At 63.2% G+C, this 16,744-nt stretch carries 17 protein-coding genes; 10 read left to right on the top strand and 7 right to left on the bottom strand.

The window, feature by feature from the left end; genetic code table 11:
* Positions 1-11 precede the first annotated feature (11 nt).
* The 9 genes from HKX24_RS06575 to HKX24_RS06535 all read left to right on the top strand — a co-directional run bounded on the left by HKX24_RS06575 (position 12) and on the right by HKX24_RS06535 (position 7,798).
* On the top strand, positions 12-884 hold the full coding sequence (locus tag HKX24_RS06575) for a lysophospholipid acyltransferase family protein (RefSeq protein ID WP_271691461.1): 873 nt from the start codon (positions 12-14) through the stop codon (positions 882-884).
* Positions 885-893: 9 nt separating this feature from the next.
* Complete coding sequence (locus HKX24_RS06570) at positions 894-1,703, top strand: aspartate/glutamate racemase family protein (protein WP_271691460.1); 810 nt, start codon at positions 894-896, stop codon at positions 1,701-1,703.
* A gap of 38 nt (positions 1,704-1,741) precedes the next feature.
* Positions 1,742-2,770, top strand: coding sequence for an N-acetyl-gamma-glutamyl-phosphate reductase (gene argC, locus HKX24_RS06565; protein ID WP_271691459.1), 1,029 nt, complete (start codon positions 1,742-1,744; stop codon positions 2,768-2,770).
* On the top strand, positions 2,767-3,210 hold the full coding sequence (gene ccmE, locus HKX24_RS06560; protein WP_067260705.1) for a cytochrome c maturation protein CcmE: 444 nt from the start codon (positions 2,767-2,769) through the stop codon (positions 3,208-3,210). Before argC ends, ccmE begins: the two co-directional genes overlap by 4 nt.
* A gap of 81 nt (positions 3,211-3,291) precedes the next feature.
* On the top strand, positions 3,292-3,903 hold the full coding sequence (locus HKX24_RS06555; RefSeq protein ID WP_271691458.1) for a holin-associated N-acetylmuramidase: 612 nt from the start codon (positions 3,292-3,294) through the stop codon (positions 3,901-3,903).
* Entirely contained in the window at positions 3,894-4,469 is a 576-nt protein-coding gene (locus HKX24_RS06550) for a holin family protein (RefSeq protein ID WP_271691457.1), read from the top strand. Before HKX24_RS06555 ends, HKX24_RS06550 begins: the two co-directional genes overlap by 10 nt.
* A 74-nt stretch (positions 4,470-4,543) precedes the next feature.
* Positions 4,544-6,508, top strand: coding sequence for a heme lyase CcmF/NrfE family subunit (locus HKX24_RS06545; protein WP_271691455.1), 1,965 nt, complete (start codon positions 4,544-4,546; stop codon positions 6,506-6,508).
* Positions 6,505-6,957, top strand: a complete 453-nt coding sequence (locus HKX24_RS06540) for a cytochrome c-type biogenesis protein (protein WP_271691453.1) — start codon at positions 6,505-6,507, stop codon at positions 6,955-6,957. Before HKX24_RS06545 ends, HKX24_RS06540 begins: the two co-directional genes overlap by 4 nt.
* A 67-nt stretch (positions 6,958-7,024) precedes the next feature.
* The gene (locus HKX24_RS06535; RefSeq protein ID WP_271687125.1) at positions 7,025-7,798 is read left to right on the top strand and encodes an enoyl-CoA hydratase-related protein; all 774 of its coding nucleotides are present in this window, start codon (positions 7,025-7,027) and stop codon (positions 7,796-7,798) included.
* A 3-nt stretch (positions 7,799-7,801) separates the two neighbouring features.
* Here HKX24_RS06535 and HKX24_RS06530 read toward each other — a convergent pair whose 3' ends face one another.
* From HKX24_RS06530 to gltX, 3 genes are all read right to left on the bottom strand, one after another.
* The gene (locus HKX24_RS06530) at positions 7,802-8,101 is read right to left on the bottom strand and encodes a hypothetical protein (protein WP_271691451.1); all 300 of its coding nucleotides are present in this window, start codon (positions 8,099-8,101) and stop codon (positions 7,802-7,804) included.
* Between the two features lie 471 nt (positions 8,102-8,572).
* On the bottom strand, positions 8,573-9,868 hold the full coding sequence (locus tag HKX24_RS06525; RefSeq protein WP_271691449.1) for a citrate synthase: 1,296 nt from the start codon (positions 9,866-9,868) through the stop codon (positions 8,573-8,575).
* Positions 9,869-9,982: 114 nt separating this feature from the next.
* Positions 9,983-11,383, bottom strand: coding sequence for a glutamate--tRNA ligase (gltX, locus tag HKX24_RS06520; RefSeq protein ID WP_271691448.1), 1,401 nt, complete (start codon positions 11,381-11,383; stop codon positions 9,983-9,985).
* A gap of 115 nt (positions 11,384-11,498) precedes the next feature.
* Here gltX and HKX24_RS06515 point away from each other — a divergent pair, with 115 nt between their 5' ends.
* Complete coding sequence (locus HKX24_RS06515) at positions 11,499-13,526, top strand: ComEC/Rec2 family competence protein (protein ID WP_271691447.1); 2,028 nt, start codon at positions 11,499-11,501, stop codon at positions 13,524-13,526.
* Here the strand turns inward: HKX24_RS06515 and lexA are convergent.
* The 4 genes from lexA to trpC form a co-directional block, all read right to left on the bottom strand.
* On the bottom strand, positions 13,520-14,215 hold the full coding sequence (lexA, locus tag HKX24_RS06510; RefSeq protein ID WP_067260680.1) for a transcriptional repressor LexA: 696 nt from the start codon (positions 14,213-14,215) through the stop codon (positions 13,520-13,522). The genes HKX24_RS06515 and lexA overlap by 7 nt on opposite strands.
* Before the next feature lie 72 nt (positions 14,216-14,287).
* A complete protein-coding gene (gene glp, locus HKX24_RS06505) occupies positions 14,288-15,460 on the bottom strand; it encodes a gephyrin-like molybdotransferase Glp (RefSeq protein ID WP_271691445.1) in 1,173 nt (390 codons plus the stop codon).
* A complete protein-coding gene (gene moaC / locus HKX24_RS06500; RefSeq protein WP_271691444.1) occupies positions 15,457-15,930 on the bottom strand; it encodes a cyclic pyranopterin monophosphate synthase MoaC in 474 nt (157 codons plus the stop codon). The genes glp and moaC overlap by 4 nt, the downstream gene beginning before the upstream one ends.
* The gene (trpC, locus tag HKX24_RS06495) at positions 15,930-16,742 is read right to left on the bottom strand and encodes an indole-3-glycerol phosphate synthase TrpC (protein WP_271691443.1); all 813 of its coding nucleotides are present in this window, start codon (positions 16,740-16,742) and stop codon (positions 15,930-15,932) included. Before trpC ends, moaC begins: the two co-directional genes overlap by 1 nt.
* Positions 16,743-16,744: the final 2 nt, after the last annotated feature.

Below are 16,744 nucleotides of genomic sequence, written 5' to 3'. Positions count from 1 at the left end.
GAGGCCGAGATGTGACCTACGCCCGTGACATAAGCTATGCCCATTCCGCCCGAACCCGGGGCGGGAGGGCGCTCATTCGATTGATGGAAAACACTACCGGGCGCGTGTCCTTGCTGAAACGGGCCGAAGGCTATGAAGACGATCTGGCCGCAGGGCTGGGATTTTTCGATGCGATGGTGCAGCGCTGTGGTTTGACGCTGGACGTGATGCGCGGCGCTTTGGCGGATATCCCGACGCGGGGGCCGGTCATTCTGATCGCCAATCACCCCTACGGCATTCTGGATGGGCTGATGCTGGGCCATATCCTGAGCCAGACGCGCGGCGATTTTCGCATCATGGCCAATGCGGTCTTTAGCCAAGCGCCGGATCTGGCGCATCACCTGCTGCCCATCAGCTTTGCCGAAGACCGCGCCGCACTGGCGCTCAACCTCGCCACCCGCCGGACCGCGTTAAACTATCTGGCGCAGGGCGGGGCGATTGGCATCTTTCCCGGGGGCACCGTCAGCACCGCCGCGCGGCCCTTTTCGCAGCCGTTGGACCCCGGCTGGCGCAGCTTCACGGCGCGGATGATCGCCAAGTCTGACGCCACGGTGGTGCCGATCTACTTTGACGGTCACACCAGCCGCTTGTTCCAGATCGCCAGTCACCTGCACGCAAACCTGCGCATGGGGCTGCTGATCAAAGAGTTCCGCGCACGTGTCGATACGCCCGTGCGCGTGGCCATCGGCGACCCGATCCCGCGCGCCATGCTTGACCCTCTGGCAGGGGACGCAAAAGCGATGATGGATTTCCTGCGCAAAGCCACCTATGAGTTGTCACCAAAGCCGAGCCAATATCTGGGCCTCGGTTACGAGTTTGAGGAACGGCATAGAGCCGACAGGTGACGACAGACCATGGCAGTTGGTATTTTCGATTCGGGGCTAGGCGGGCTGACCGTCTGGAACAAGGTGCAAGAACGGCTGCCGGAGGTGGATTTCGTCTATCTCGCCGACAGCGCCCATGCGCCCTATGGCGTGCGCAACGCCGATGATATCTATGAGCTGACCTGCGCCGCCGTGCAGCGGCTTTTCGATGCGGGCTGCGATCTGGTGATCCTTGCCTGCAACACCGCCTCTGCCGCCGCGCTGCGCCGGATGCAAGAGGGGTGGATCCCGCGCGACAAGCGGGTGCTGGGCGTTTTCGTGCCCCTGATCGAAGCGATGACCGAGCGGCAATGGGGCGACAACTCTCCGCCCCGCGAGGTGGCCGTCAACCATGTGGCGCTCTTCGCCACGCCTGCCACGGTGGCAAGCCGCGCGTTTCAGCGTGAACTGTCTTTCCGCGCCATCGGTGTGGATGTTGAGGCGCAGGCCTGCGGCGGGGTTGTCGATGCCATCGAAGAAGGCGACATGATCCTTGCCGAAGCGCTGGTGCGCAGCCATGTCGACGCGCTGAAACGCAAGATGCCCAACCCCGATGCGGCGATCCTTGGCTGCACCCATTACCCGCTGATGCAGGAGGCCTTTCAGGCGGCTTTGGGCGGGCAGGTCAAAGTCTTCAGTCAGGCCGAATTGGTGGCCGATTCCTTGGCCGATTACCTTGAGCGGCATCCCGATATGACAGGCACGGGTGAGGCGGCTTTTCTCACCACCGGTGATCCCGCCCGGGTAAGCGACCGCGCGACGCAGTTCCTGCGACGACAGATCACATTCACCGCCGCCTGAACTCCAATTACATTTCGTTCCGAACAAGGGGACAGACCATGACCCAGAACATCGCCATTCTTGGCGCCTCCGGCTATACCGGGGCAGAACTCATCCGGCTGATCGCTGGCCACTCCTCTATGCAGATCAAGGCTTTGGGCGCGAACTCCAAGGCCGGCCAGTCCATGGCCGAGGTCTTTCCACATCTGCGCCACCTCGATCTGCCCACATTGGTCACGATTGATGAAATCGACTTTTCCCAGATTGACCTGTGCTTTTGCGCATTGCCGCATAAGACCAGCCAAGAGGTGATCGCGGCGCTGCCGAAGGACATGAAAATCGTCGATCTTTCCGCCGACTTCCGCCTGCGCGATCCTGAGGATTATGCCAAGTGGTACGGCAATGAACATGCTGCGCTTGAGCAGCAGAAAGAGGCGGTCTACGGCCTCACCGAATTCTACCGCGAAGAGATTGCCGCCGCGCGGCTGGTGGCGGGGACGGGCTGCAATGCGGCCACGGGGCAATTTGCGCTGCGCCCGCTGATCGCGGCGGGGGTGATTGCCTTGGATGATATCATTTTGGACCTGAAATGCGCCGTTTCCGGCGCGGGGCGGTCGTTGAAGGAAAACCTGCTTCATGCGGAGTTGAGCGAGGGCTATCACGGCTATGCGCTTGGCAGTACGCATCGGCATCTGGGGGAGTTCGATCAGGAGTTCTCGGCCCTCGCCGGGCGGCCCGTGCAGGTGCAGTTCACCCCGCATCTGGTGCCTGCGAACCGCGGCATTCTGGCGACCTGCTATGTCAAAGGTGATGCGCAGGCGATCTATGAGACAATGCAAAAAGCCTATGCCGATGAACCCTTTATCGAGGTGCTGCCTCTCGGCGAAGCGCCCAGCACGCGGCATGTGCGCGGCTCGAACTTCTGTCATATCGGCGTGGTGGCAGACCGTCAGACTGGGCGGTCAACGGTGGTCGCGGCGCTCGATAACCTGACCAAAGGCTCCAGCGGGCAAGCCTTGCAAAACGCGAACCTGATGCTGGGTCTGCCGGAAACCGAGGGGCTGATGATGGCCCCGCTTTTCCCATGAAGAGCCTCAAAAAACAGCGCCGGATCCAGATCATCGCCGTGGCGGCGGTGGCCTTGGTCCTGTCGACCGCACTGATCGGCTATGCGCTGCGTGACGGGATCAACTATTTCCGCGCCCCGAGCCAAGTCATCGCCGAGCCGCCCGGCCCGACAGAGGTGTTCCGGATCGGCGGGCTGGTCGAGGAAGGGTCGCTCAAGCGCGGGCAGGGGGAGCAGATAAGCTTTGCCGTGACCGATGGCGGGGCCTCTGTCCCGGTGGTTTTCACCGGCGTTTTGCCGGATCTCTTTGAAGAGAACCAAGGCATGGTCGGCACCGGCAGCTATGTCGGCGGCGTGTTCGAAGCCACTGAAATCCTTGCAAAGCATGATGAGACCTACATGCCTAAGGAAGTGACGGACGCGCTGAAAGAGCAGGGCGTTTATCGCGAATCTGAGGGCTGACCGCTGCGCAACGCGCGGGGGCGTGAGCATCGGTTAACCAATCCGGCGGAGCCTGTTTGCATGCAAAACAGGAGAGCCGCGATGCAGTCCGTGCGTGAGATCGCCAGCGCCATCGTCGCCCGCGAGGGCGGCTTTGTGAATGACCCCGATGACCCCGGCGGGGCGACGAAATACGGGGTCACGATCCACACCATGCGCCGCTTGGGGATGGACCTGACCGGCGATGGGGCGGTCGATGTGGCGGATGTGCGCCGCCTTGGCCGCGCGCAGGCGGTCGATATCTTTGTCCGGCATTACTTCAATGCGCCGCGCATCGCCGAACTGCCCGCACCTTTGCAGCCGAGCGTTTTCGACATGTATGTCAACGCTGGCAGCAACGCGGTGAAAATCCTGCAAAGCCTGCTGTGCGAGATGGGGCAGGAGGTCGCGGTTGACGGAGCCATCGGGCCGCAGACGATCCGCGCTGCGCATACCGCATGGCAGGCCGCCCCCGAACATCTGGTCGACGCCTACGGCATCGCACGGCGCAACTATTACTTCCGCCTTGCTGACCGCCGCCCCGCCAGCCGGAAATACGCCCGCAGTCGCTCAGGCGGCAAGGGGGGGTGGATACGCAGGGCCGAAGAATTCATCTCGCCGCGGTATCACATGAGCGACGCCGATTTCGCACGGAGGGTGGCACAATGGGGCTGATCGAACGTATCTTCACGACAATCTTCGGCGGTGAGCGGAACGTCATCCGCGACACGGTCGAAGTGTTCCGCGAGAATGCCGAGGCCGGGGCGCAGCGCGCCCATGCGGTGCAGGGCCAAGCCATGGCGCAATATGGGGCCGAGTTCGCGCAAGCGCGGCAAGGTGGCTTTGACCGCTTCATGGATGGGGTCAACCGGCTGCCGCGCCCGATGCTGGCGCTCGGCACGCTCGGCCTGTTCGTCACCGCCATGGTCAATCCGCTATGGTTCGCCGAACGGATGCAGGGCATCGCCTTGGTGCCTGAGCCGCTTTGGTGGTTGTTGGGGGTGATCGTCTCTTTCTATTTCGGCGCGCGGCAGCAGGTGAAATCGCAGGAGTTTCAGCGTGCCATCGTTGGCACCATCGCGCGAGTGCCGCAGGTGGTCGAGAATATCGAAGCCTTGCGCGAGATGCGCGCCGACAGCCCTCAGGTGGCCGACACCGGTGCCGACAGCCGTCTGGCCCTCGCTGCGGTCGCGCCGTCGGAGAATGCGGCCCTAGATGCCTGGCGTCGCAGCCGGGGCTGACTGCGACCGATTGACCGTTTTTCACGTTTGATTTGCCATGGCTTAGGGGGCTTCGGCCCCCTATAGTCCGGCCCATGATTACAGAGCTTGGACATTTCGCGCTTGTGCTCGCCTTTGGCGTGGCACTTGTACAGATGGTGGTGCCGATGTGGGGCGCGTGGCGGGGCCGCGCAGGCTGGATGGCGGTGGCCGAGCCGGCGGCGGCGGCGCAATTCATCCTGATCGCCCTGTCCTTTGGCGCGCTGATGTGGGCATTCGTCACCTCGGATTTCAGCCTGCAACTGGTCGTGGCCAACAGCCATTCCGCCAAGCCGATGCTCTATAAAATCAGCGGCACATGGGGCAATCACGAAGGGTCGATGCTGCTTTGGGTGTTGATCGTGGCGCTTTTCGGGGCGATGGCCGCGTGGTTTGGCGGCAACCTGCCGCCGCGCCTGCGCGCGCGGGTGCTCTCGGTGCAGGCGGCGATTGGGGTGGCCTTTCTGGCGTTCATTCTTTTCACCTCGAACCCCTTTCTGCGCATGGGCACGCCGCCCTTTGACGGCCAAGACCTGAACCCGCTTTTGCAAGACCCCGGTTTGGCCTTCCACCCGCCGTTTCTCTACCTCGGCTATGTCGGGCTCAGCATGGCCTTTAGCTTTGCCGTGGCGGCGCTGATCGAAGGGCGCGTGGATGCGGCTTGGGGCCGGTGGGTGCGGCCTTGGACACTGGCGGCTTGGGTGTTTCTGACCATCGGCATCGCACTTGGGTCTTGGTGGGCCTATTATGAGCTTGGCTGGGGCGGTTTCTGGTTCTGGGATCCGGTCGAGAACGCGAGCTTCATGCCCTGGCTTTTGGCGGCGGCGCTCCTACATTCCGCCATCGTGGTCGAGAAACGCGAGAGCTTGAAAAGCTGGACCATCCTGCTGGCCATCCTCGCCTTCGGCTTTTCGCTAATCGGAACTTTCATCGTGCGCTCTGGCCTGCTGACTTCCGTCCATGCCTTCGCCAACGACCCTGAGCGCGGGGTCTTTATTCTGGCCATTCTGGGGGTCTTTACCGGTGGGGCGCTGGTGCTCTATTCGCTGCGCGCTTCGGCGCTGGAGGCGAAAGGCGTCTTTGGCCTGCTGAGCCGAGAGACGGCACTGGTGGTGAACAACCTGCTGCTCGCAGTGGCCTGTTTCGTGGTCTTCGTGGGCACCATGTGGCCGCTGGTGGCTGAGATGTTCCTCGACCGGAAGCTCAGCGTCGGGCCGCCGTTCTTTAACGCCGCGTTTACCCCTTTCATGGTAGCGCTCGGGCTGATCCTGCCGATCGGCAGCGCGATGCCATGGAAACGGGCCAAGATCATGCGCGCGCTCTACCCGTTGCGCTATGCCTTCCTGCTGGCGCTGGCGCTTGGGGGGCTGGCCTTTGCCATGCAGACCGGGCGCGGCCTGCTGGGGCCTGTGGGCCTGTTCCTTGGGGCGTGGCTGGTGATGGGCACCGTGGTGGATGTGATGCAGCGTCTTGGGCGTGGCTCGGGCAAGCTACGCCGTTTGCGCCGCCTGCCGCGTGCGGATTGGGGCAAGGCCACCGCGCATGGCGGGTTGGGCGTCACCATGGCCGGGATCGCGGGGTTGATGGCTTGGGCCGTGGATGACATCCGCGTGGCCCAGATCGACGCGCCTTTTGACGTGGGCAGCTACACGCTGACCCTGCGGGATGTGAGCGAGGTTCGGGGGCCGAACTACCTCAGCAGCATGGCCGAGATTACGCTGGCGGAGGACGGCACGGTGATCTCGACCCTGCGGCCTGAAAAGCGGTTCTACCCCGTGGCGCAGATGCCGACGACTGAGGCGGCGATCGACTATAACCTCGCGCGCGACATCTATGTGGTGATCGGCGATGCGCAAGACGGCGGCGGTTGGGCGGTGCGGACCTATATCAAGCCGATGACCAATTGGATTTGGATCGGCTGCGCGCTCATGGCGCTTGGCGGGGTGCTGAGCCTCAGCGACCGACGCTTTCGGGTCGCGGCGGGTGCGCGCAAGCAACCGGCGGGGGTGCCTGCGGAATGAAACGGCTGCTGCTGATCCTGACTCTGCTCGCCAGCCCCCTCTGGGCGGTGCAGCCTGATGAGATGCTGGACGACCCCGCATTGGAGGCCCGCGCGCGGGAGTTGAGCCAAGGTCTGCGCTGCCTCGTTTGCCGGAACGAAAGCATTGATGAGAGCAACGCGAGCCTTGCGCGTGATCTGCGCATCTTGCTGCGCGAGCGGCTGGTGGCGGGCGACAGCGATGAGGAGGCGGTGGAATTCATCGTCGACCGATACGGTGAATATGTCCTGCTGAACCCGCAGGCGACGGGGGCCAATTGGTTGCTTTGGGGGGCGGGGCCGCTGATGCTCTTGCTGGCCGGGGGGCTGGGCGTGATCTATCTGCGCGGCCGCGCCCGCAGCAAAACCCCAAGCGAAGCGCCCCTCTCGGCAGAGGAAGAAGCCCGCCTGCGCGATATTCTCGACCGCTGACGCCCCGTTGCACTGGCAGCGGCACATTGCTTTGATATGCTGCGGCCAAGCAATCGAGGATAGCAAGATGGACTATGAAACGATCACCTATGCGCTGACCGACGATGTCGCGCTGATCACGCTGAACCGCGCCGATAAGATGAACGCGCTCACCACCCAGATGCGGGCAGAGCTGACCCATGCGGTGACCGAGGGCGGGCGCGCGGCGCGGGTCGTGGTCCTGACGGGGGCGGGGCGTGCCTTTTGCTCGGGCCAAGACTTGGCCGACCGGGCGGGCGGCGTGGCCGATCTGGAGAAAACGCTGCGCGAAGAATATGCGCCGCTGCTGCGCGCCATCATCAACTGCCCGGTGCCGACCATCGCCGCCGTGAACGGCCCGGCGGCAGGGGCAGGGGCAAATATCGCACTGGCCGCCGATGTCGTCTTTGCGAGCGAGAGCGCCTATTTCATGCAGGCTTTCACCCGCATTGGCCTGATCCCCGACGCGGGCGGCACCTATGCGTTGCCGCGGCAGATGGGCATGGCCAAGGCAATGGGGGCGGCCCTCTTCGCCGATAAGATCACCGCCCGTCAGGCAGATGATTGGGGGATGATCTGGCAGGCCGTGCCGGATGCGGAATTCGATGCCCATTGGCGCGCCAAGGCCGCGCAATTGGCCGGCGGCCCCACGGCTGCCTATGCCGAGGCCAAGAAGGCGATCCGCGCGTCATGGGACAATGGGCTTGAGGATCAACTCTCGCTTGAGGCCCAAGCGCAGGGCCGCTGCGGCAAGTCGCAGGACTTCGCCGAGGGGGTTACGGCCTTTACCCAAAAGCGGAGCCCCAAGTTTCAGGGGCGCTGAGCGCTAGCAGCTTCGCTCAACCAGCAGCACATCGCTGGCCGAAGGCGCCGGGCCATTGGCCCGCGCCACCACCGCTACAGCGACGCCATCCGCCAAAACCGTATGGACCGAGTTCGAGACCTGCGCGATGGTGATGCGCGGCGGGGTCTGGCCCTTGTCATAGACCACGGCGATCTGGTCGCAGTCATGCAATGTATCGGGGACGAGCGCACCCTGAGGGCCGGGGACGTCTTCGGCCTTCGCAGGCGTCAGACCGGTGGCGCAGTCCCAGCGAAGCCCTTTGGTCCGGTCCGTTGCGGTCATCCTGCATCCTCTCGTCGCGGCCCGGCTGTACTGCTGGGCGTCTACAATGGGGTGAACGCCGGCCGGACTGCGAAAGAGCGAACCCCTTCGGCAGTGCCGCAATGATGCCCTTCCCACCCCGAAAAGACATCGTGAAGGGAGGCTACCGCCGCGGGGGGAATCCCGTCAAGCGGGGCGGGGGCATTGTCACGAGGTGCGAAACAGTGCCGCAATTTGGCCGCATTTTCGGCTCCGGTGTTTCGCGTCCGGCAAAACGCTTGGAAACATTCACTGATTTTTCACGCCATTGCTGACAGTGCATAAAAGGGCACCGGTTTTCGCGATTCGGGTGCCCGGAATCAGTCGCCCCACCGGCGGCCCCATTGTTGCCCTAGGGTCAACAACCTCAATCATAGGTATTGCGGGCAGTGGCGGGCGAAACGCGAAACGCCCCGGAAATCCGGGGCGTTTGCATGGTCTTTGAAGGTTGCTTCAGCGGTTCTCGATATCGACATAATCGCGCTTGTCTTCGCCGAGGTACAGTTGACGCGGACGGCCGATTTTGAGCTGCGGATCGCTGATCTGCTCTTTCCACTGGGAGATCCAGCCCACGGTCCGCGCCAGCGCGAAGATCGGGGTGAACATCGACGTGGGGAAGCCCATCGCTTCGAGGATGATGCCGGAATAGAAATCAACGTTCGGGAAGAGCTTCTTTTCCGCGAAATACGGATCCTCCAGCGCGGCTTTCTCCAACTCCTTCGCAACCTGAAGGATCGGGTTGTTCTCCACGCCCAGCAGTTCGAGAACCTCGTCGGCGCTTTCCTTCATCACGGTCGCGCGGGGATCGTGGTTCTTGTAGACGCGGTGGCCAAAGCCCATCAGGCGGAAGGGGTCGTTCTTGTCCTTGGCGCGGGCGATGAACTCAGGGATGCGATCGGGCGTGCCGATTTCCTTGAGCATCTCAAGGCAAGCTTGGTTCGCACCACCATGCGCCGGACCCCAGAGGCAGGCGATACCAGCGGCGATACAGGCGAAGGGGTTCGCACCGGAAGACGACGCCAAACGCACGGTCGAGGTCGAGGCGTTTTGCTCGTGATCGGCGTGCAGGGTAAAGATCCGGTCCATCGCGCGGCTGAGGATCGGGTTGACCTCATGCTCTTCGGCCGGAACGGCAAAGCACATGCGCAGGAAGTTCGACGCATAGTCGAGATCGTTGCGCGGATAGACGAAGGGCTGGCCGATGGTGTATTTATAGGCCATCGCCGCGATCGTCGGCATCTTGGCGATCAGGCGGATCGTGGCGACCTCACGCTGGTGCTCATCGTTGATGTCGGTGCTGTCGTGATAGAAGGCCGACATCGCGCCAACCACGCCCACCATGATGGCCATCGGATGCGCATCGCGACGGAAGCCGCGGAAGAAATTCATCATCTGCTCGTGCAGCATGGTGTGGTTGGTCACCAGGCACTCGAAATCTTCCAGCGCCTTGGGAGAGGGCAGCTCACCATAAAGCAGCAGGTAGCAGACTTCGAGGTAATGCGACTTCGACGCCAGCTGCTCAATCGGGTAGCCCCGGTGCAGCAGCACGCCTTTGTCACCATCAATGAAAGTGATCGTGCTGTCGCAAGCCGCGGTCGAGGTGAAGCCCGGGTCATAGGTAAAGACACCCGCCTGCCCATAGAGCTTGCGGATATCGACAACATCGGGCCCGTCAGTGGGGCTGTGAATCGGCAGATCGAAGCTTTGATCGTCGATCGTCAGCGTTGCGGTTTTATTGTTATTGGTCATGAAATCCCTTCCCGAATGTAGGCTGCGGAGATGCCCCCGCCGTCTGGGCCTAGCCCCATATGGGGCTGTCCCGTTCAGTTATACCTGCCGCCCAAAGAAGTGGTGAACCAAAACTTAGGCCGCGGCGTCCGTCAGTCGGGCAAGGGTCTCATCGCGCCCCAGCACCAACATCATGTCAAAAACCGATGGGGTGACTGCCCTGCCAGCCAACGCCGCCCGAAGCGGCCCCGCCAGCTTGCCAAATTTGGTGTCATGCGCGGCAGCAAAGCCGTTCAGTACCTCCTCCAGCGTTTCTTTGTTCCAGCTAGCATTTTGCAATTGCGGCGTCAATTCCGACAGTATGCCACGGGATACCGTATCGAGATTCTTTGCCGCTTTCTCATCTGGGGTGATCGGGCGATCGGCCAAGACAAAGGACGCTTTTTCAAGCAGTTCGGGGAATTTCTTCGCGCGATCTTTGAGGCAGTACATCGCCCGCTCCAACCCCTCGGCCTGACCTTCGGTCAGCGCGGGCTCTCCTGCCGCTTCAAGATAGGCTTCGATCTCGCGCCGCAGCGCGGCATCATCGGCCTGTGCGATATGCTGACCGCAGAGGTTTTCCAGCTTTTTCAGGTCAAACTGCGCGGGGCTTTTGCGGATCCCGTCCAGATCGAACCATTCCTGCGCCTGTGCGTCGGTAAAGAATTCGTCATCCCCATGGCTCCAGCCCAGACGGGCGAGGTAGTTGCGCATGCCCGCCGCGGGATAGCCCATCACCTGATATTCCTGCGCACCCAAGGCGCCGTGACGTTTCGACAGCTTCTTGCCATCCGCGCCGTGAATCAGCGGGATGTGCGCCCAAACCGGCACGTCCCAGCCCATCGCCTCATAGATCATCATCTGGCGAGCGGCGTTGTTGAGGTGATCGTCGCCGCGCACCACATGGGTCACGCCCATGTCGTGATCGTCCACCACCACGGCCAGCATATAGACCGGCGTGCCGTCCGAGCGCAGCAGGATCATATCGTCGAGCTGGTCGTTGCGGATGGTGACATCACCCTGCACATGATCGCGGATTACGGTGGTGCCTTCCAGCGGCGCCTTGATACGGATGACGTAGGGTGCGTCCGGGTGGCTCGCCGGATCGGCATCCCGCCAAGGGGAGCGATAGAGCGTGCTGCGCCCTTCGGCCTTGGCCGCCTCGCGAAAGGCGGTGATTTCTTCTTGGCTGGCGAAGCACTTATAGGCTTTGCCGGCGGCCAGCAGTTCCTGCGCGACTTCCGCGTGGCGCGGGGCATTCTCGAACTGGCTGACGATCTCGCCATCGTGGTCGAGGCCGAGCCACGACATGCCCTGCAGAATCGCCTCCGTCGCTTCGGGGGTGGAACGCGCGCGGTCGGTGTCTTCGATGCGCAGCAGGAATTTACCCCCCCGGCCACGCGCATAGAGCCAGTTGAACAGGGCGGTCCGCGCCCCGCCGATATGCAGGAACCCGGTGGGAGAAGGGGCGAAACGGGTCACAACAGAGGCGTTCATGGCGGAGGGCCTTTCGGTCAGAGATATGGTGTTCGGAGCGGCGTTTACCAATTGGTAACCATCCCGGTCCTAGGATTTGACGCCTATCTACCCAGTGCGATCCGCGGGGGCAAGCATGGGCCTTTGGAACCAGTTCAGCGCCGTGATGCTGCGCCAGCGCGGGCATCTGTTTTGCTGGGTGCCGGTCTGCCTCGCCTTGGGGATGGGCTGGTATTTTTCGCTGCGGGCGGAGCCTACGGGGGGGGTGCTGGCGGCGGTGGCATGTGTCGTGGTCGTGCTGGCGGTCGTCGCGCGGGCGCTGCCTGAGATCACGGCCCCCTTTGCTGTCGGCGCGGCTTTGGTCCTGCTGGGACTGCTGCTGGCGGCGTTTCGGGCGCATTCGGTGGCGGCCCCAGTTCTCGGCTGGCGTTACTATGGCCCGCTCGAGGGGCGTGTCATGGCGCTTGACCGAAGCCAGTCCGACGCGCCGCGCGTGACACTCGATCAGGTGCGGTTGGATCGGGTGCCGCCCGCGCGCACGCCGCCCCGGGTTCGCGTCTCACTCCATTCGACGCTCCCCGGCGCGATCACGCCAACCCCCGGCATGCAGGTGATGACCACGGCGCATCTGTCACCCCCCGCAGGCCCGGTCGAGCCAGGCGGCTTTGATTTTCAGCGCTATGCTTGGTTTGCCGAGTTGGGCGCGGTGGGCTACAGCCGCGTGCCGCTCCTAGGCATGGCGGAGCCTGTGGAAGGGGGCATCGCGCTGATCCTCTTCCGATTGCGCATGGCCGCCTCCGCGCGGGTACGCGCCCATCTTCCGGGCGATATCGGCGGTTTCGCCGCCGCCATCACCACCGGCGACCGCAGCGCCATTTCGCAAGATGCCCTGCAAGACCTGCGCAGCAGCAATTTGGCGCATCTATTGGCGATCTCGGGCCTGCATATGGGCTTGCTCAGCGGAGTTGTCTTCGGTGCAACGCGCCTGCTTCTCGCGTTGCATCCGGTCACCGCCACCCGCTGGCCAAGCCGAAGCATCGCCGCGGGGGCCGCACTGATTGCCGCCACCGGATACCTCGCGCTGTCGGGCGGAAATGTCGCGACCGAGCGGGCCTATGTCATGTGCGCCGTGGCGCTATGCGCGCTGATGATCGGGCGGCGGGCGATCTCTCTGCGCGCGGTCGCCATGGCGGGCATCATCGTGCTGACCCTGCGGCCCGAGGCGCTGATGGGGCCGGGGTTTCAAATGTCATTCGCCGCGACCACGGCGCTTGTCGCCGTCTTTGGCTGGATCCGCGATTTCGAAGGCGAGGTCATTCCCAAACGCCTCCGCCCCGTCGCCGCGGTGGTGATTTCTTCGACCGTCGCAGGCATCGCCACAGCGCCCATATCCGCCGCGCATTTCAACACGATCGCGCATTACGGATTGGTCGCGAACCTGCTCTCGGTCCCCTTGATGGGGGTCTTGGTCATCCCCGCCGCCGTGCTGGCGGCGATCCTTGCGCCCTTCGGCGGTGAAGGGATACCGCTTTGGGCGATGGGTCTGGGCCTTGAATGGATCCTATCGGTCGCGGATGTGGCGGCGCATCTGCCCGGCGCGCGCAGCTTCGTGCCGGCGCCGGGGGGATGGGTGCTGCCGCTCTTGTCGCTCGGGTTTCTCTGGCTCGTCCTGTGGCAAGGTCATCTACGTTGGTTCGGCTTGCCCGCGATCATGCTGTCTTTCGCCCTCTGGCAAGGAACCACACGCCCTGACGTGCTCATCGCCGACACGGGAACGCTTGTGGGTGTCCTGACGCCGGCGGGCCGGGCGCTCAGCAAAGACAAAGCCGCAGGTTTCGTCGCGCGCAATTGGCTGGAGAATGATGGCGACGGCACGGATCAAGCCGTGGCCGCGCAAAGATGGGCGGGCCAAGAGGAGGGTATCATCCATCTGTCAGGAAAACGGGCGGTCGCCGCCTTCAGCGGCTGCCAGCCCGAGGAGGTCGTGGTCGCGTCCGTCGATATGGCGACCGCCCAAGATTGGGGCTGCCAAGTCTACGATCCCTTGCGCCTGCGTGAAACCGGCGCAATCGCGCTGAACAAATCGGCGCAGGGTTGGGAAGTCACCACCGCGAAAGACCGCGCCGGGGCACGCTTATGGAACAGCCGCCCGCAGCGTCAGTAGGTGCGGATCAATCCGACCAGTCGCCCCTGAACCTTCACCTTGTCCGAAGGCAGGACCCGCGTTTCATAGGCGGCATTGGCGGCCTCCAGAGCCACCGAAGACCCCTGCCTGCGGAAACGCTTCAGTGTCGCCTCCTGATCTTCGACCAAGGCCACCACGATATCGCCATTGTCGGCGACGGAGGTTTCGCGGATCACCACGATATCGCCATCGTTAATACCCGCTTCGATCATCGAGTCGCCGCGCACTTCAAGGGCGTAATGCTCCCCCTGACCGGCGATCATCCCGCCGGGCACCGTGACGCTATGGGAAACTTGGGAAATCGCCTCGATCGGGACACCGGCAGCGATCCGGCCCATGACCGGCACATCGAACGCATGATGCGCCGTGACCGGTTGCGCCGCAGGCGGGGGCGGGGCGTCGGGCCGGTCCCCGTCGATCACGCGGGGGGCGAAACCGGGCGCACCGCCAAGGCTTTCGGGCAGTTTGACCACTTCGATCGCACGGGCACGGTGGGCAAGGCGCCGGATGAAGCCGCGCTCCTCCAATGCCGTGATCAGCCGGTGGATGCCGGATTTCGACCGCAAGTCGAGCGCCAATTTCATCTCATCAAAGCTGGGCGGGACGCCGTCGCGCTGCACGCGTTGGTGGATGAAAGAAAGCAGATCGAGTTGTTTTTTGGTCAGCATCGCGCGGCCCCTGAAGCTTTTATTGCTTTTGTTCTAGGGATGTTCTTGTTTTGTGTCAACCGTGGGTTGGCGTTAAATCAAGATGTACTTTTGCAAATCGCCCGGCTTGCGCGCCGGTTCATTAGGCGGGCGGATCATCAGCGCATCGGCCTGCGCGAGCACGGATAGAAGAGACGAATCCTGCCGATCATCCGGGTGGAGTGCGCCATCCCGAAGATGGGCGCGCATGTAATGCGCTCGGGGTCCATTCGGGCCAATCTCGCGTCCAAGGGGGGCTTCGCGTATCGCAGGATGGACTTCGGTCAGCCCAAGCATGCGCCGCAGCATAGGCAACACGAAGATCGCACCGCAAACCATTGCAGAAACGGGGTTTCCCGGCAGCCCGATCATCGCGGCATCACCGATCTTGCCTGCCATCAACGGCTTGCCGGGGCGCATCGCGACCTTGTAAAAAGACTGCTCCATGCCAAGCTCAGCCGCCACGGGCGCGATGAGGTCATGATCGCCCACCGACGCGCCGCCGATGGTGACGATCAAATCCGCGCCGCGGGCTAGGGCGAAGGCCTGTTTGAGCGATGCTGTCGTGTCCCGCGCGATGGGCAGCATGCGCACTTCGGCGCCCGCTTCTTCGAACATCGCGGCGAGGCCGTAGCTATTGGAGGCGATGATCTGGTCGGGGCCGGGGCTTTCTCCGGGCTGCACCAATTCATCCCCCGTGGCTAGGATCGCGATGATGGGTTTGCGGGTGACGGGCACATGTGCCACGTTCATCGCAGCGAGCAGCGCCACATCGGCGGGGCGCAAAATGCGCGGGGCGGTTAGGTATTCGCCTTTGGTGAAGTCTCCGCCAGCGGGGCGAATATTGTATTTGTCATCAATACTGTGGCCGAGGGTGATAAGGTCACCCCGCCGGGTCACATCTTCTTGGATCACCACGAAATCGGCGCCCTCGGGCACCGGCGCGCCGGTGAAAATGCGCACCGCTTGTCCGGCCCGCAGCGTACCCGCATAGCCATGGCCCGCCGCGGCTTCGCCGACGACTTTGAACATCGCATCCGGTTCGACTTCGGCGCGGCGCAGGGCGTAGCCGTCCATAGAGGAGGCGGCGAAAGGCGGCTGGCTGCGCTGCGCGCGCACGGGCTGCGACAAGACACGGCCATGGGCGGCGCGAAGGGCGACTTCTTCGGTTTCCAGAGGTGCAACAAGGTTCAGGACGGCTTCCAAAGCCGCTTCGACGCTGATCATGTCGCCTCGTAACGGCCTGATTTACCGCCATCTTTCAGAACGACCCGCGTGCCGCCAATCTCCATCGCCTTATCCACGGCTTTGGCCATGTCATAGACGGTGAGGGCGGCGACGGAGGCCGCGGTGAGGGCCTCCATCTCAACCCCGGTTTGGCCAGTGGTTTTGACAGTGGCGAGAATGCGAATGCCGGGCAGTGCGGTGTCTGGGGTCAGATCGACGCTCACCTTGGTGATCGGCAGAGGATGGCAAAGCGGGATCAGGTCTGCCGTCCGTTTGGCCGCCATAATCGCGGCAAGCCTTGCGACCCCCAGAACATCCCCCTTCTTGGCGCGGCCTTCAGTAATGATATCAAGCGTTTGCGGCGCCATCTTGATGTAGCTTTCAGCCTTAGCCACCCGCGAAGTCACGGCTTTCCCCGAGACATCGACCATATGGGCGTCGCCCTCGGCGTCGAAATGGGTGAGCGCCATTACATCCCTCCAGGAACGAGCGGGTTTGCGAGCAGATCGCGGGTGGCCTGTTCGACATCTTGCTGGCGCATCAGGCTTTCGCCGATGAGGAAGCAACGCGCGCCGTAGACAGCCAGATCGGCGAGGTCCGCGGGGGTGTAGAGGCCGGATTCACAGACCAGCATACGGTCGTGGGGGACGGCCTCTGACAGTTGACGCGTCACATCAAGAGAAGTCTCGAAGGTGTTGAGATTGCGGTTATTAATCCCGATCATGCGGCTGTTGAGCTTTTCGGCCCGGGCGAGTTCCTCTGCGTCATGAACCTCAATCAGCGCGTCCATGCCCCATTCATCAGCGGCTTGCTCAAGTTCCGCGGCCTGCGCGTCAGAGACGGAGGCCATGATGATCAGGATGCAGTCGGCACCAAGGCTGCGCGCTTCGGCGACCTGGTAGGGGTCGTAGAGGAAATCTTTGCGCAGGACCGGCAGATCGCATTCGGCGCGGGCCTCGACGAGGAATTCCTTCGCTCCCTGAAAACTCGGGGTGTCGGTAAGGACCGAGAGGCAGGTCGCGCCGCCTGCGGCATAGGCGCGGGCGAGGGCGGCGGGTTCGAAATCTTCGCGGATCAAACCTTTGGAAGGGCTGGCTTTTTTGATCTCGGCGATTAGGCCGTAGCCCTCGCGGGAGGCTTTGTGCAAGCTCTGCGCGAAGGGGCGGACTGGCGGGGCCGCGCGGGCCGCAGCTTCGACCTCTGCCTGCGATTTTTCGGCCTTGGCAGCGGCAATTTCGTCCAGCTTATAGGCTTTGATTTTTTCAAGAATTGTGGCGGTCATGG

The sequence above is a fragment of the Sulfitobacter sp. M85 genome (assembly GCF_029285915.1).
Classification (GTDB): Bacteria; Pseudomonadota; Alphaproteobacteria; order Rhodobacterales; family Rhodobacteraceae; genus Sulfitobacter; species Sulfitobacter faviae.
Note: the sequence above shows the minus strand (reverse complement) of the source record. Positions and strands in the feature narration are given on the sequence as shown.